Below are 15,493 nucleotides of genomic sequence, written 5' to 3' on the forward strand. Positions count from 1 at the left end.
AGCGTGTAAAAATTGAGTTCAGCCTATATGCATGCTCATTCTCTATATAACGCACAAACGATGCTGCTATTTCCCGGTAGCGAAGCTTGTCTCCCCATTTCGGGAAATCACACATGTTTGTCCTACATTGGATGGATTATAATCAATAGTTTAACATACCTTGAGCGGCGTAACATCCCGAACCGGCGTCTCAATACTCAGAAATTGAAAGTTTTTTACATATTGATGATCATCGCAATAACATCTGCGGGAACCCGCCTGACCTCAGTCCCTGATCGGTCCAACGGTTCCTCTATCTTCCAGAACCAGAAAACCGAAGTCCTGCCATCGCAAAAAGGCCAGCCTAAGCTGACCCATAGATATAGCGGTTCGCACAGCAGCATTCGCAGCCACCACAATCCGCCTTATATTCAGTTCTAATTCAAATAAGTGAGCGGGTTCTCCACCGTTCCGTTGTTATGGATCTCAAAATGAAGATGGGTTCCGGTAGAGCGTCCCGTATTGCCCATAACGCCGATGCTTTCGCCTTTTTCGACGACTTGTCCTACCTTGACGCCGATGCTGTCCAGATGACCGTATAACGTTTCGTATCCGTTGCGATGGTTGATGATGATCACATTGCCATAACCGGTCTTCTGGCCTGCAAACGTCACTACGCCTTCGTCGGACGCCTTCACGTCCCGATTGCCGACCAGGTCGATGCCTTTATGCTGGCGGCCCCAGCGTTGTCCGTAGCTGCTGGATATGGAAGCGCTCGATACCGGCCAGGCAAACGCGCCAGTCCCTTCGCCCACGACCTTGGTTCCTTTCAGAACCACTTCCGTTACGGCAGCCTTCACGACTTCCTGACCCAGCCATTCTTCCTTAACGACCTCGCCATTCTCCTTGGTGACGCGGTACTGCATGTTTTTCAGGCCGCTCTGCCCCGGGCGGACCACTTTGGTCGTGCCAGCTTTCAGATCGGCGCTTTTGCGCACCTCGACTTGCGGTTTAATCTCGATTTGTTCCACGATCTGTTCGACCGACTTGACGGTCACGGCCGGTTTCGGAACCGTCAGCGTCAGTTTATCGCCGATTTGCATCGACGTTTCCTTGATTCCGGGATTGTTCTTGCGAATCTCCGCCTGCGTAATCTCGAATCTCGCTGCGATGGAGGAAATCGTGTCTCCTTCCTGCACAACGTAAGTTACCGGCGAGTCCTTGCCTACGGTCAAAGCCTTGACCGCTTCGGACACGTCCCAAATTTTGTTGGGGTCGGCTTTTACGGCGTCGGTGGAAACCTCCTCCTGGATGTCGACCGACTTCAGCGTGGTGCTGGGTCCATCTGCCTTGGAGGAAGAATTCGCCGATACCGACTTCGTCTTGAGCGGGCTGCTCACGGCCGCTGCCGATATGTATTTGCTCTGCACCTGTTCAAGTACCTTGTTCGCCGTTTCCTCGTCTTTCACGATGCCGATGACTTCACCGTCCACCTTGATTTCGACGCCTTTGGCGTAAGCTGTCAGCATATCGCTCAACTTATCCAACGTACCCTGACTGTCCACTTGAGGCTTGTAGGATTTCGCCGTTTCCGTCGTAATGCCTTCGGTATTCAGGACCATCTCTGCGTCCGGATATTTATTTTGGTATTCCTGCGTTTTGTCTGCGAATAGTTGTTGCAATTGTGCCTCGTCCGAGATGCTTCCGACAGGATTGCCTTTAACCAATACGTTGTAATACGTAAGCGTGTTGGCCGCTATGTATTGCTTGGCTGCGAATCCGATCGAAGCTGCGATGAATATCCCGCATGACGCGGCGATGATCCATTTGCGCGAGGTCCAGGCGCGCGCTTTCGTTACACTGAAGTTGGACATGCTCATGCTGTTCTTGTCTTCGGCCTTCGGGTGTTTTCCGGATGGTTCGTGTTTCCGGATTTTTTTGCCCGGTTGGCTTATGCCTTTGAAACCTTTCATGATTCTCTCCTTTTCAGCACTTCTAAAACCGCATTCTGTCAAGACATTACCCGTCGTGTCTGTCTTATGCCTGTCAATGGTTATATTGGGTGTCCGCAAAAATCAGGACTTTAGCTGCGTTTGTAAAAGTGTCAAAATTTTAACCTTTCATCACACCCGTTTACTTTAACACAGGTTTTACAGGCATTTCAACTACAGCGATCACGGCTCAAATGTGCGCTCCCAGGCCGTTTTCCTTATTTATGCATAATGTGGAAGACCATCACCGTCTGTGGCGATGCATTTTTTCCAAACTGGATTCACCCAAAAGCAAAGCCATTAGGAGTAGGTTCTAAGACCCAGTTTAACATCTTGATGATGCGCATTCACACCTTGCCTGGCTTGGGGTTTCACCTTCTATGAAAGAGTCGACCATCCTGTACGGCCGACCTCATCATAGCGGAATTTTGATCCGTTCATCCGATGGCGTCCCAAGTTTTAGCGAATGTTCCAATGTAGTTTTGATCGTCCGGCAACCACGTATACAGTGAATTATTTTCCAGCGGAGAATGCCTGCGATGAATCGGCCACAGGATCTCAAAGATGTAATTGCGCTAATTCCCTCCCAGCTCCCGAGAGCCAAAAAAGCCACCGGGAAGGGGATAATCCCGTTCCGATGGCTTCTATTACATGTCCTGACCAGCATGCGTACATAAGTCTCTATTCCGGCCCTAGGCCTTGAAAATACCTAGCTATTTTAACCTCTTCATTCAGCCTGCAGTACTTCCATCAGGCCGTCGTATTCTTCGCTCGTTAAATACTTGGAAATGACCTGCTCAATCTCTCGCAATTCTTCTTCCGTCAATCCGCCCTCCATGGCGCTCGATATTTGCTGCATCTCCTGTTGCGGCAGCTTGTTCATGAGCAGACTGAAGATCTTCTCTTTCTCCGCCTGCGGCAAGCTGTCTTTTTTGTTCGTAATATCGTCCGGTGATACAACGACCGCTCCGGTCTCTGTGGAGGCTTTGCCTTCCTCCGTTCCATTGGACGCGTCTGTGGTACCAGCGGTTCCATTGGACGTCCCTGCTGTACCAGCGCCAGCATTTGCACCGGTTTCCGATCCTGTTTCAGAATTGGCTCCTAGATCCGATTTTTCATTTAAGTTGCCCTGGCCTGAATCCGGGTTGCCCTGCGATGCATCCTGCGAGGCTTTTTCCTCACTCTTCGTGCTCCCGTCGCCTTCGTTCCCCATCACTGAAATGGCACCCTCGGGCACCTTCTCCTCCTCGGCCCCGACGGGTTTATCGGTCGGTTCCGATTCAGGCTCACTCTTCTTTTCGTTGGTTTTGCTCCCGCCCAGAGCACCCTGAAACATGGAGGTTAATCCAAGCGATGACCCTTCCCATTCAATATTGAAGCTTGCCAGCAGCGATTTTACGTACGATTGCACTATCAGTCCGGTTGTCAGCAGCGTCAATGAGCTGACCAGCACAACCGTGAGCAGCATTTTTACAAACCATTGCAGCAGTTTCATTTCTCTTCACTCCCTCCGATGATCCGTCCTCCAGCCTGTCCGGGTGACGGTTAAGCCAAATCCGCTGTTAACCAGTATTGACGGAAAATCGGGGTTTCATATCAGATCAAATGCGAAAAAGCCCCAAGCGACGCCGGATAGGCAGTACTTGGGGCTTACTTATTTATAATGATGGATCAGACGTAGATCGGCATAACCTGATTCGTCTGTTCACGGTTACGGCCTACCGAGAAGATGGCAATCGGAATGCCTGTCAGCTCGGATACGCGTTTGATGTAGTTTTGCGTGTTCACTGGCAGATCTTCCAGCTTTTTCGCTCCTGTGATATCTTCACTCCAGCCTGGCAGCTCCTCGTAAACCGCCTCGCACTCCGCCAGCATTTTCAAGCTAGCCGGATAATGAGTGATGATCTCGCCTTTGTATTTGTATCCGGTACAGATTTTCACGGTTTCCAATCCTGTCATCACGTCCAGCGAGTTCAGGGACAGGCCAGTGATACCGCTCACGCGACGGGCGTGACGAACAACGACGCTGTCGAACCAGCCAACGCGGCGAGGACGTCCGGTAACTGTACCGTACTCATGACCCGTTTCGCGGATCTGGTCGCCAACAGCATCAAACAGTTCTGTTGGGAATGGACCATCGCCTACGCGTGTTGTATACGCCTTAGCCACGCCGATGACCTGCTGAATGCGTGCCGGGCCAACGCCGGAACCGATACATACGCCGCCTGCGGATGGGTTCGAAGACGTTACGAACGGGTAGGTACCTTGGTCGATGTCGAGCATAACGCCTTGCGCGCCTTCAAACAGCACCTTTTTGTTCTCGTCGATGAACTCGTTCAGGACGACGGAAGTATCGCGCACGTATGGACGAAGAACCTCGGCATACTCCAGGTAATCCTTCAGGATTTGCTCTACATCCACCGGCTCGCCATCGTATACTTGCTCAATGACGCGATTTTTCTCCTGCACCAGATGGCGCAGCTTCAGTTCGAACTCTTCGGCATCCATCAGGTCCGCCATGCGGATTCCGATACGGGCTGCTTTGTCCATGTAACAAGGACCGATCCCTTTGCCTGTCGTACCGATTTTGTTCGGTCCTTTACGCTCTTCTTCCAGCGCATCCAGTACCATGTGATATGGCAGAATGATATGTGCCCGGTCGCTGATCGTCAGGTTTTTCGTTGTAAAGCCATTGTCATGAATATAATTAATCTCTTCAATAAGTGCCTTCGGGTTAATGACCATGCCGTTGCCGATGACGCAAGCTTTGTCAGTGTTGAAAATCCCCGATGGAATCATCGTCAGCTTATATTTTTTGTTATCGATCAAAATCGTATGGCCGGCATTGTTACCTCCTTGGTAACGAGCGACCACGTCCGCGCTTTCCGCGAGATAATCCGTGATTTTGCCTTTTCCTTCGTCTCCCCATTGCGTTCCCACTACAACTACCGTTGACATGTGCATTCCTCCGTGGGTGCCTTGCGCACCTTTTATTGATCTGTCCGTCCTCTATCTCGGCAGGCAAATGAATGTGAAAACACCGGCGGAGAAGCGTGCTAACGGACAGTGAAAACTCCTTCGTTACATTGGAAGGAAGGTTTTCGCTGCTTTAACGCAGCAGTAATAGTGTACCAGTCCCCATTTTCAAAGTCAAATCAATAAACGAACTAATCATATATTTTTCGTTGTTAATGTTCGGAAATACACCTAAGTTGCGGCTGAATGTATCCATTATTGTTCCAAAAGCACGCAAAGAAAACCGGCTATGCCTGCGCCCTGGAAGCAGGATGGCATGCCGATTTCTTATGGCAACACGGAATTGCGCAAAACGGCGCAACTCCATCATTGCATATAATGCTTTACGCATCAGAGGTCTGTACTACATCGCGAATGCATCGTTATGCGCCCGCTCGTAGTTGACGAATTTGTTGAACTGCTTCAGGAAGACCAACTCTACCGTACCTACCGGACCGTTACGCTGTTTGGCGATAATGATCTCGATAATGTTCTTCTTCTCGGTCTCCTGGTTGTAATAATCATCCCGGTACAAAAACGCCACGATATCGGCATCCTGCTCGATCGAACCCGATTCCCGCAAGTCACTCATCATTGGGCGCTTGTCCTGCCGCTGCTCCACGCCCCGGCTGAGCTGGGACAACGCGATAACCGGAACTTCAAGCTCACGGCCGATCTGCTTCAGCGTACGGGAAATCTCGGAGACCTCCTGCTGGCGGTTCTCCCCTGCTTTGCCGCGGCCGCTGATGAGCTGCAGGTAATCGATCAGGATCATGCCAAGCCCCTTCTCTTTTTTGAGACGGCGGCATTTGGCACGAATGTCGGCTACCGTGATCCCGGGTGTATCGTCAATATAGACTTCCGCTTCCGACAATGCAGCAATGCCCATCGTCAGCTTCTGCCAGTCCTCGTCGCCCTTGAAATCCCCGTTACGCATGACACCCGCATCCAGGTTCGCCTCAGCGCAGATCATCCGCTGCACAAGCTGTGCCGCCGACATCTCCAGACTGAAGATGGCTACCGTCTCCTGCGCACGAATGGCCACGTTCTGGGCGATATTCAGCGCAAAGGCGGTCTTACCTACGGAAGGACGTGCCGCTACAATGATCAAGTCACTGCGCTGAAAACCTGCGGTCATCTTGTCCAAATCGATAAATCCGGACGGGATGCCTGTTGTTGTTCCCCTGTTCTGATGCAGCGTCTCGACACGGTCGAACACTTCCATCAGAACATCGCGGATGGCAATAAAGCCGCTGCTGGAGCGACGATTGGAAATTTCCAGGATGCGCCGCTCGGCTTCCCCGAGCATGGCCGATACATCCTCTCCGCCTGCATAACCTTCGCTCACAATCTGCGTGGCGGTACGGATGAGTCGCCGCAGCATCGATTTTTCTTCGATGATCTGGGCGTAATAATCGACATTGGCTGCCGTAGGCACGCCATGGGCCAGCTTCGCAAGATAGCTGACGCCGCCGGCCTCCTCCAGCTCGCCTTTGTCCTTCAAACGCGAAGTCAGCGTGACAAGGTCAATCGGCTGATTTTCCTCGCCAAGCTGAATCATCGTTTCATAGATGAGTTGATGCGGCTTGTCATAGAAATCCTCGGTTTGCACCCGTTCCATCGCTGTAATCAGGGCCTCGCCCTGAAGCAGGATTGCACCCAGCACGGCCTGCTCGGCTTCCAGGTTCTGCGGGGGAATCCGGTCGAATAACATTTCGCCGCCCATCTTACTCCTCCGTTACCTGTACCTTGATAGTCGCTTTGACTTCAGGATGAACCTTCACCGTTACTTGTGTTACGCCGAGCGTACGGATTGGATCGTCCAGTTCGATTTTGCGTTTATCGATTTTCAAGCCTTTGGCTGCAAGCGCCTCAGCGATTTGTTTGCTTGTGATGGCCCCGAACAGGCGACCGCCTTCACCCGCTTTGGCTTTCAGTTCGGTGACTTCAGCCTCCAGCTTTTTGCCGAGCACTTCCGCTTCCGCTTTTTCTTCTTGTTTGCGGCGCTCTTCAGCTGCATTCTGGTTCTCCAGCGTTTTCATGTTTCCGTCGGTAGCCAGACGCACCAGCCCGCGCGGCAGAAGGAAATTCTGTGCATATCCTTCCGATACTTCCTTCACTTGTCCTTTTTTCCCCTGACCTTTAACATCTTTTATAAAAATGACTTTCATTCGAACAGCCCCTCTTCCTTTTCGATTTCAGCCAGTACGTTCATCAGCCGTTTTTCTGCCTCTCCCAGCGATCCTTCCAGCTGAACAGCCGCATTGGTCAAATGCCCGCCGCCGCCGAGCCGTTCCATGACGACCTGTACGTTCATGCGGCCGAGCGATCTTGCACTGATTCCGATCAGCCCGTCCGGACGCTCGCTGATCACAAATGAAGCGACGACGTCGTTCATGTTCAGCAAGGTGTCCGCCACTTGGGCGATCATCATTTGCGGGAGCTTGCTGCCGCGTTCAGTGACCGCAAGCGCAATGTTCCCATATACCATTTTAGCATGCTTTATGATTTCTGCCTTAGCAATATATTCTGACAGATTTTCTTTCATCAGCCGCTGGATCATGATGGTATCTGCACCACTTCTGCGCAGGAAGCCGGCCGCCTCGAACGTTCTTGACCCGGTATGCAGCGCGAAATGCTTCGTATCCACCGTAATTCCCGCGAGCAGCGCCGTCGCTTCCAGCGGCGTGAACTGTACCTTGTCATGGATATATTGCAACAGCTCGGTAACAAGCTCGGCAGCCGATGAAGCGTAAGGCTCAAGATAAATCAGCACAGCGTCGTTAATGAATTCCTCGCCGCGGCGGTGGTGGTCCACCACGACTACGCGCGTAGCGGCCTGTACCAGCTTGGGCTCCATCGTCATGGAGGCTTTGTGGGTATCGACAACGACGAGCAGCGTGTGCTCGGTCATGACCTGGGTTGCCTGTTCGGGCGAAATAAAGGCTTTGGCCAACTTTTCGTCCTTGTTCACCAGCTCCATCATTCGTTCAATGGACGGATTTACCCCATCCAGGACGATGCGTGCCTCCACATTGTACAGGCTGGCCGCTTTCCACACCCCGATGGAAGCGCCGATCGCATCCATATCGGGCATTTTATGCCCCATAATAATGACCCGATCGCTCTCCTGCATAAGATCCCGCAAAGCATGCGCAATGACCCGGGCGCGAACCCGCGTCCGTTTCTCGACGGCATTGGACTTGCCGCCATAGAAGGACAGCCGCTGTCCCGATTTGACGGCAGCCTGGTCGCCGCCGCGTCCTAGCGCCATATCGAGACTGGACTGAGCAAGCTCTCCCAGCTCGCTAATGCTATCCGAACCAAAGGCCAGCCCGATGCTAAGCGTCATCGGCACCTTGAGATCGGCGGTCATTTCCCGCACCTCGTCCAGAATGACAAACCGGCTCTGCTCCAGTTCCTGCAGCGCCTTGTGGTTCAGCATCATCAGGTAGCGGTCGGACGACAAACGGCGCAAATACACTTCGTACCGCTTCGCCCAAGCCGTGATTTCGCTGGTTACGCGGGCAATCAGCGAGGTGCGCTGCTGGTCGTCCATGCCTTGTGCCGCCTCGTCCAGATTGTCGAGCACCAGAATGCCCAGCGCGATTCGTTCATTTTCGTACTTATCCCGGAGAACAGCCAACTCGGTAATTTCATACACGTACACGTACCGTTCCAGCGGGTTATGGATGACGCCGTAATATCGGTCATCGAGTTGGAACTCGTCGTGCAGTTCCTTGGATGCCGCGTCTTTCGATCCGTCCTTCTTTTCTTTCGGCTGCGGCAGCTTTGGAAACAGATGGGTTAGCGTGCTGCCCACCATCGTTTTCTCCTGAAACATATCCGCCACAAAGCGGTTATGCCATTCTACCGTACGGTCTTCGCTGTACAGCACAATGCCGAAGGGAAGCATGTTTACCGCTTCCCCCTCCATCCGTTTGATGCGTATGGATAATCCGTTAATGTAATCATTCAATTCCCGGCGAAAGGCAAGCTCCGCTTTGATCATGACAATGCCGAGCGCCGAAGCGAGTATCAGGCTGATCAAACCAAGCGTCCAGTTGTAAATGGTCACGAACATGACCAGCAGGAGCAATAGAATAAACGCCCATACGGTATAGTAGCCGTGCCAGCGCTTCTTCAGAAATTTAGGCATGACTCATCACCCTATCGTTTTGGTTTCGAAATTGCCTCTCGAAGCGGGAACGCCAGATCAATGATCCCGATAATCCGAAGCGGCCCAATGAAAAAGACGGCGGCGGCCAGCAGATAGGGGATTACCGGATTCCATTTCCTCACATGGGACAAGAAAAAGAAAAAACCGATAGCTTGAATCATGAAGCCCAAATTGATTAGCGGCGACAGATTGGCCGCGATCATCGTCCAATACGTCCCGTCGCTTTGTCTTGACACGACCTCGAAGATCAATGCAAGGAAGTAGTACCAGATCAACGCGCGTGGCATTCTCCATTCGCGTGCAGGCGGCAATTTGGACACCGTCACGCCCATAACACTCAGGATGGGACGAGCGACTGCATGCGTGATAAGAGCCATCACCATAGAGGTGACAACCAGTGCAAACGGAATCATGAGCTGCGTCTGTCTCGCCACGTCCTGCGTCATTTCCGGCGTCCATACAAAACCGTTAACCATCTGTGTGGATGATCCGGTTAATGGTTCGACCGTCAATTGAACCACATCGGTAATATAGCCGGACAGGTCGAACTGGAAAAATACAGTGCCTAAAAGCAAAAGGAACAAATATTCCCCCAGCATCGCACCCATTCCTGACATCAAAGCAAACAGAGCCGATTTCCTTTTCTTATAAGCATTACCCATAATCATGGCAGGAATCGTGAAAATCACGAGCAATAACAAATATATGGGACTGATCATCAACAAAATGACGGCTACCGGCACGAGATGCCATACAAAGGACTTCACCGATAAGGACGCGTACAATACGACTCCCGGAACCAGCACGAAAAAGATCGCGAGCACCGATAGAGGCGTTGGCAGCGAAAGCAACAAGAGCAAATACACGACGCTCCAAACGGCCGTTTTAAAGCTAAATTTCAACAATTTCACCTCTTACGCATATGATCTTCGAGCGCGGATATATCCTGGTACCAGTCTTCCAACTGGTGACCTTCCGATTTGTGCTTTTTCAGTTTCTCTACTAGCAGTGCATCCAGATCCTTGAACGGAATACCAAGCCTGCGGCCCAATATGTACACGCTCATCATCAGACTGGCGAGACTGTCCCCGATTCGGGAGGTGCTGCCTTCCCATAACGCTTTGAACAATCGGGACACCTGGTCAAGCACTTCGGTCTTCAGCCATTCAATCACTTTAGCGCGTTTGGCTACATCCAGTTCTTTAGGCATATTAGCGAAAGTCACTCTCCCCGGAAAAAGCTTTATTCTCCATTATAGCATAAAAAGGGGGGTGTAAAAATGTTCCCCCTTGGCAATGCCCCAAGCTGTCTCCTTGGATAAGGTTATGCTTAACATGATACCGAAAAGCACGGATTATCCCTTTTCTGCAACCGATTTTTTCAAATGGATTTGGCCTTGAGCGTTTCCTTGGCAACGATGCCTTCACAATATTCGATAATTTGGCTGCGCCGCACAATGCCGATAAATCGTTCCATGTCATCCACGACGGGTACAAAGTTCTGAACTTTGGCCAGATTGATCAAATCCTCCATGTTGGCATTGATCGATACCGGCTTGATATCAAGCCGCAGCGGAACGTCCTTGAGCAAAAACTTTGAAGCGTTTTCAAATGAAATCTTCCCTTCGGAGTTCTTCATGTGCCACAACAAGTCGCCCTCAGTCACGGTACCGATATATTTGCCTTCCTTATTCAAAATGGGCACCGCCGTAAATCGATGATATTCCATCCGTTCCAACGTTTGCCTGAGTGTAGAATCCGACGTTACGCATGTTACCTCTTGCTTGGGCAATAGAAAAAATGCAATATTCATACCCTTGCGTGTCCTCCCTTGTCCTACATACTCAAAAGTTTCTCCAAACTTTATTATACGGGTTATAACACGTGATGTTCCAATCGGGGGAACTCCCTGCGAAAAAGAAAAAAAACAGCAGCCCGTAAAACACGCACTGCTGCCCTGTTCTCATCACACATCGCTGGTATAGAATGGTTGGATTACTCGATCTTCTGCCGATCGGGAATCATCAGTGAGCCGACTGGGGTCGATTCATCCATCCAGTTCGTAATCAGCTCTTTGGCATATTGGACATCCTTCTCATCGGCCTTGCCATAGTAGATGCCATCCTTGCGCATCCCCTCGCCGAGAATCGTAAAGCTGGAAATTTGCGGCTTCTCCTGGGTCAACACCTGTTTGGCCAGGTCAATGATGAAGGAAGGCTGCATATCGGTCTGAAAATTGTCTCCCATGATCTGCAGCAGCTCCGGAATCTTGCCAATTTGATTGAGATTAAGCATTTCGTTCGCCATGGCGTTCAGGAAAATCTGCTGCCGTTTGGTCCGGTTAAAGTCGCTATCCTCACGGTACCTCACGTAGTAAAGGGCTTCCTGACCATCATAGATGGGTTTGCCGCCTTCAATGGTGAACTGTACATGATCCGGGTTTTTGTTCACGATATCCTCTTCAATGGGCAGCTTCACGCCGCCAAGCGCATCGACCACTTTTCGGATTCCATCAAAATTGATCGTGGCATAGTACCCGACATCGGCATCTAAAAATTTCTCCACCGTATTGATGGACATATTCTCTCCGCCAAAAGCGTAGGCATGCGCGATCTTGTCGTAATCGTCTTCGCCATCCTTGTTAGCATCCCGCCCTACAATCTGTACATAGGTATCGCGCGGAATAGATACCAGCAGCACCCTTGACTCCTTTGGACGCACAACGGCATACATGACCGTGTCGGAGCGTCCGCGGGTTTTCTCATAGGCGCGCTTGTCGGACCCGAGCAGCAGCACGGAGAATGGTTTCTCGCGATATACGATCGGATCAGGCGTTTTATTGCCTTCCTGCGGTACGTATGATCTGGAGAGCGAGTCTTCGACCGTGCCCGCCAGAAACAGATCGAATGCAGCCACAGCGAGCTGCTGGCGGAACAAATAACCGCCAACTAATAGTACGACGAGTGATAAGAGCGTTATATATAGGCCTTTTCTTTTTTTCTTTTTCTTCTCTTTAGTTCTTCTTGTCATTCGCGGATTCCTTCTTCACTCTCAAAATGAATTGCCAATCTACACTTAACCGCCTGGAATGCGTTCTGACACAATGTTGCCTGACGTCCCCCGTCCTGAAACAGGGTACCTTATGCTCGTTCTATTGTAAACACTGCTGCTCCGCGAAAAGTTACAATCTGGTTAAAAGAAAAGAACAGCTTTCCCTTCATGAACGAGCCTGTGGCCATTCGAATCCCTGTCCCTGCCTGAAAGGGAGAAGCAGATCGGTTGGATCAGCCTCGAATATTTCTTCAACAGGATTTGGAAATCCGAACACACGCGGATCAGAGAATGCTGCACTCGTATAGCAGATCGCTCTCCTTTCCATCCATATATGAAATGATACACCGGATTCAGCTGTTCGTCACGGCCTCGTTTGACTGAAGGCTTTTCTCCCGGCTGCGAATGCGTCCCGTAATCAGCGCCGCCACAAGCGTAAGCACACTGAAGATTACAGCCGACCAGAATAAGCCGCTATAACCCTGTCCGGTCGTCTGATGCACAGCCTCCAGCAGCGTATCGCGAATGCCCTGATCGGGGATTTGCGCCAGTCCCTCCGTCAGACTGGATACATCACTGCTCGCGGCCCCTTCGGATGCGAATTGATCCATCATTTCCGGCTGGACCTGGATGCCTTTGTCGGTGAACGCATGCTGGACATTCGTGCCCAGGTTCGTAAACGAGCGAGCAAGGAAGCCGGCGAAAATCGTAGGCGCAATCGCCATGGCCATCTGGCGGAACAACGAACTGGTCGCTACGGCGATCCCCTTGTTGTTCTCACCCGCTTGTTCCGTAACAAGCACATTCACGGGTGCTCCCAGCATCATGCCGAAGCCGATACCGACCAGCACGCTCGCAATGACGAACTGCCAGAGGTCTTCCACCCATAGCGGGAAGAGCAAGAAACCGACGGCAGACAGGAGACCCGCTACCGATAGCGTCCAGATCGGCCCTTTACGATCGACAAGGTACCCGCCGCCGCCCGCGCCGATGCCGGATGCAAGGGCCAGCGGCGTAAACCAATAGCCGGAAGCCGTGTTGGACACGCCCAAATACTGCTCGACGAAACCAGGGATAAAGATGACCGATGCCAGAATGGCTCCGGAGAAAAACGCGATAAGCAGCGTCCAGCGAAAAGAAGCGATACCGAGAAGCCGCGTAGACACCACAGGCTCGCGGCGTGTTCCTTCCAGCCTTTTCTCAAGGTAGTAGAAAATAATCAGGATAGCGATGCCTCCGGCGAAGAATCCGTAAAACATAGGGGATACGATGCTCTCCAGCATGTTGACGCCATCCAGATTGCTGAAGCTGTACATCAGACTGAGCACCCCGAGCGTTAGGACCGCTATGCCGCTCCAGTCTACAGCCGCTTTGTTGAGTTCCTGCTCCTCCTGGATATAACGGATGCCTGCCACAAACAATAGAATCGCAATCGGCACGTTAATGAGAAACAACCAATGCCAGTTGCCCGTAACATCCAGAATAAACGAACCGACGTTAGGCCCAAGAATGGCCGCGATGCCGTTCATGCCCCCCAGGATCCCCAAAGCGCTTCCTTGTCGTTCTGCCGGAAAACGGCTTAATACATAAGAGCTCGCAATGATAAATATCCCGCCGCCGCCAAGCGCTTGAATAACGCGAGATATCAGGAAAAACGTAAAGGACGTGCTCAAGGCGACGAGCAACGAGCCGATGCCAAACAGAGCAACCTCAATCAAAAACAGCTTCTTGCGGCCATAACGGTCCGACAGCTTGCCTGCAATGGGCACGCTGACTGCAAGGCCCAGCGTATACAGCGTGATCGTCCACGCCCCCCATGTTGGCGTCACGCCGAACGAAGCGTTCAGCGTTGTAAGCGACGAAGTAATAATGCCGTTATCCAATGCTGCCATAAAAACGCCGACCGCGAATAAAATGAGCGGCCATTTCATCTGTCTTTGCATTTCGCTGCCTCCTGATTCATAAAGTAGGTTTCGTTCTCTTCCTTATACATGTATATTAAACGACAACAATCCAAAATGACTCATTGGTCATTTTAAAGCAAATGGAATTCCTATGTCAATTTATGAGTAATCCAATGAAAAATGCCCCCTTGGTTTCAATAACCTGGCGGCATTCTTGACGAGCTGCACGGGTTGCCCTTAACGAGAGCCGAACCCGTATACTCTATATATGTAGATTTGTTCACGTCCGCGCTGAAACTACTGCTTGCTCGTAAAGCCATAGTTCAATAATTTGCGCGTTTCCACAAAGCGCCCTTCCTGCGTCTCGCTGCCAAACACCACCGAGATCAGGCGCTTGCCGCTCCGTTCGGCCGTCCCGACAAAATGATATCCGTCCTCTTGATCAAATCCTGTCTTGAGGCCGTCTCCTCCGTCATAGGCATACGGCCCATCTATGGAAGGCAGCATCCAGTTGGTATTGCTGACGTACATGCCCTTCTGATTCATGGATACCTGAATTTGACTGGAGATCTTCAGAATTTCCGGATGATGACGGATCAAATAATAGGCCAGGTTGCATGCATCAAGCGCCGTCATGGAGCTATCGCCTTGGATGGCATCAGGTCTATGGGGACCAAGGAGCTCTGTGTGCAGCCCGGTGGAGTTGGCAAAGTGCGTGCTTTCCGACAAACCGATCTCGGCCGCCTTGCGATTCATCGCATCCACGAAGGCAGACTCCGATCCGCCGATATGCTCGGCGAGCGCAATCGTTGCATCATTCGCCGAATACAGCGAAACAACATTGAACAGTTCGCGTACGGTGAACCGATCCCCTTGCTTCAACGATAACTGCTTCCCTCCCACCGAGCTCGCATATTGGCTGATGGCCACCGGATCGTCCCAGTTCACCTCACCATTGGAGATGGCATCCATCACCAGCAGTTCCGTCATAATTTTACTAATGCCTGCAGGGGATACTTGATTGGAACCATTATAATCGAGAATAATCTGTTTCGTTCCTGCATCCATCAACACGGCAGATGCAGCCTTGATGGCCGGCTTGCCTACCAACATGCCAGGCTGTATTCCTACATATATAATGACCAGCAAAGCTAGCAAAATGCTTGTCCGTTTCCAACGTTTTTTCACCGACGATCACCTCTTATAGATATAGACGAACGAAAGAGGCATTTTGTCTGCGATTTTTTTAAAAAAAGTTAAATTTTTTTTATCTTTTTGTTACCAATGCAAATTAAATAAAAAAACATGGACCCTGAACACCCGTGCAAGGCGTACAGAATCCATGTTATTCAAGGCTTTTACGCACAACCGATT

General features: G+C 51.1%; 12 protein-coding genes. All 12 read right to left on the reverse strand.

Annotation, left to right across the window (positions count from 1 at the left end; translation table 11 throughout):
* Positions 1–416: 416 nt before the first annotated feature.
* Complete coding sequence (locus MKY59_RS30980; RefSeq protein ID WP_236413632.1) at positions 417–1,952, reverse strand: peptidoglycan DD-metalloendopeptidase family protein; 1,536 nt, start codon at positions 1,950–1,952, stop codon at positions 417–419.
* A gap of 745 nt (positions 1,953–2,697) precedes the next feature.
* Positions 2,698–3,465, reverse strand: a complete 768-nt coding sequence (locus MKY59_RS30985) for a hypothetical protein (protein ID WP_339275418.1) — start codon at positions 3,463–3,465, stop codon at positions 2,698–2,700.
* A 176-nt stretch (positions 3,466–3,641) separates the two neighbouring features.
* Complete coding sequence (locus MKY59_RS30990) at positions 3,642–4,928, reverse strand: adenylosuccinate synthase (RefSeq protein ID WP_236413636.1); 1,287 nt, start codon at positions 4,926–4,928, stop codon at positions 3,642–3,644.
* Positions 4,929–5,349: 421 nt separating this feature from the next.
* The gene (gene dnaB / locus MKY59_RS30995; RefSeq protein WP_236413638.1) at positions 5,350–6,711 is read right to left on the reverse strand and encodes a replicative DNA helicase; all 1,362 of its coding nucleotides are present in this window, start codon (positions 6,709–6,711) and stop codon (positions 5,350–5,352) included.
* A 1-nt stretch (position 6,712) separates the two neighbouring features.
* Positions 6,713–7,156: a 50S ribosomal protein L9 gene (gene rplI / locus MKY59_RS31000; RefSeq protein WP_236413640.1), complete on the reverse strand. Its 444-nt coding sequence runs from the start codon at positions 7,154–7,156 to the stop codon at positions 6,713–6,715.
* Entirely contained in the window at positions 7,153–9,144 is a 1,992-nt protein-coding gene (locus MKY59_RS31005; protein ID WP_339275420.1) for a DHH family phosphoesterase, read from the reverse strand. Before MKY59_RS31005 ends, rplI begins: the two co-directional genes overlap by 4 nt.
* A gap of 11 nt (positions 9,145–9,155) precedes the next feature.
* Positions 9,156–10,067, reverse strand: a complete 912-nt coding sequence (locus tag MKY59_RS31010; protein ID WP_236413644.1) for a DUF2232 domain-containing protein — start codon at positions 10,065–10,067, stop codon at positions 9,156–9,158.
* A 5-nt stretch (positions 10,068–10,072) separates the two neighbouring features.
* Complete coding sequence (locus MKY59_RS31015; protein WP_236413646.1) at positions 10,073–10,375, reverse strand: MazG-like family protein; 303 nt, start codon at positions 10,373–10,375, stop codon at positions 10,073–10,075.
* Between the two features lie 170 nt (positions 10,376–10,545).
* The gene (locus MKY59_RS31020) at positions 10,546–10,977 is read right to left on the reverse strand and encodes a CBS domain-containing protein (RefSeq protein WP_236413647.1); all 432 of its coding nucleotides are present in this window, start codon (positions 10,975–10,977) and stop codon (positions 10,546–10,548) included.
* A gap of 182 nt (positions 10,978–11,159) precedes the next feature.
* The gene (locus tag MKY59_RS31025) at positions 11,160–12,194 is read right to left on the reverse strand and encodes an LCP family protein (protein WP_236413648.1); all 1,035 of its coding nucleotides are present in this window, start codon (positions 12,192–12,194) and stop codon (positions 11,160–11,162) included.
* 374 nt (positions 12,195–12,568) lie between these two features.
* On the reverse strand, positions 12,569–14,158 hold the full coding sequence (locus tag MKY59_RS31030) for an MFS transporter (protein ID WP_339275425.1): 1,590 nt from the start codon (positions 14,156–14,158) through the stop codon (positions 12,569–12,571).
* 258 nt (positions 14,159–14,416) lie between these two features.
* The gene (locus MKY59_RS31035; protein ID WP_339275426.1) at positions 14,417–15,307 is read right to left on the reverse strand and encodes a D-alanyl-D-alanine carboxypeptidase family protein; all 891 of its coding nucleotides are present in this window, start codon (positions 15,305–15,307) and stop codon (positions 14,417–14,419) included.
* Positions 15,308–15,493 lie beyond the last annotated feature (186 nt).

Origin of the sequence: Paenibacillus sp. FSL W8-0426 (genome assembly GCF_037969725.1) — a bacterium.
GTDB classification, from domain to species: Bacteria; Bacillota; Bacilli; order Paenibacillales; family Paenibacillaceae; genus Paenibacillus; species Paenibacillus hubeiensis.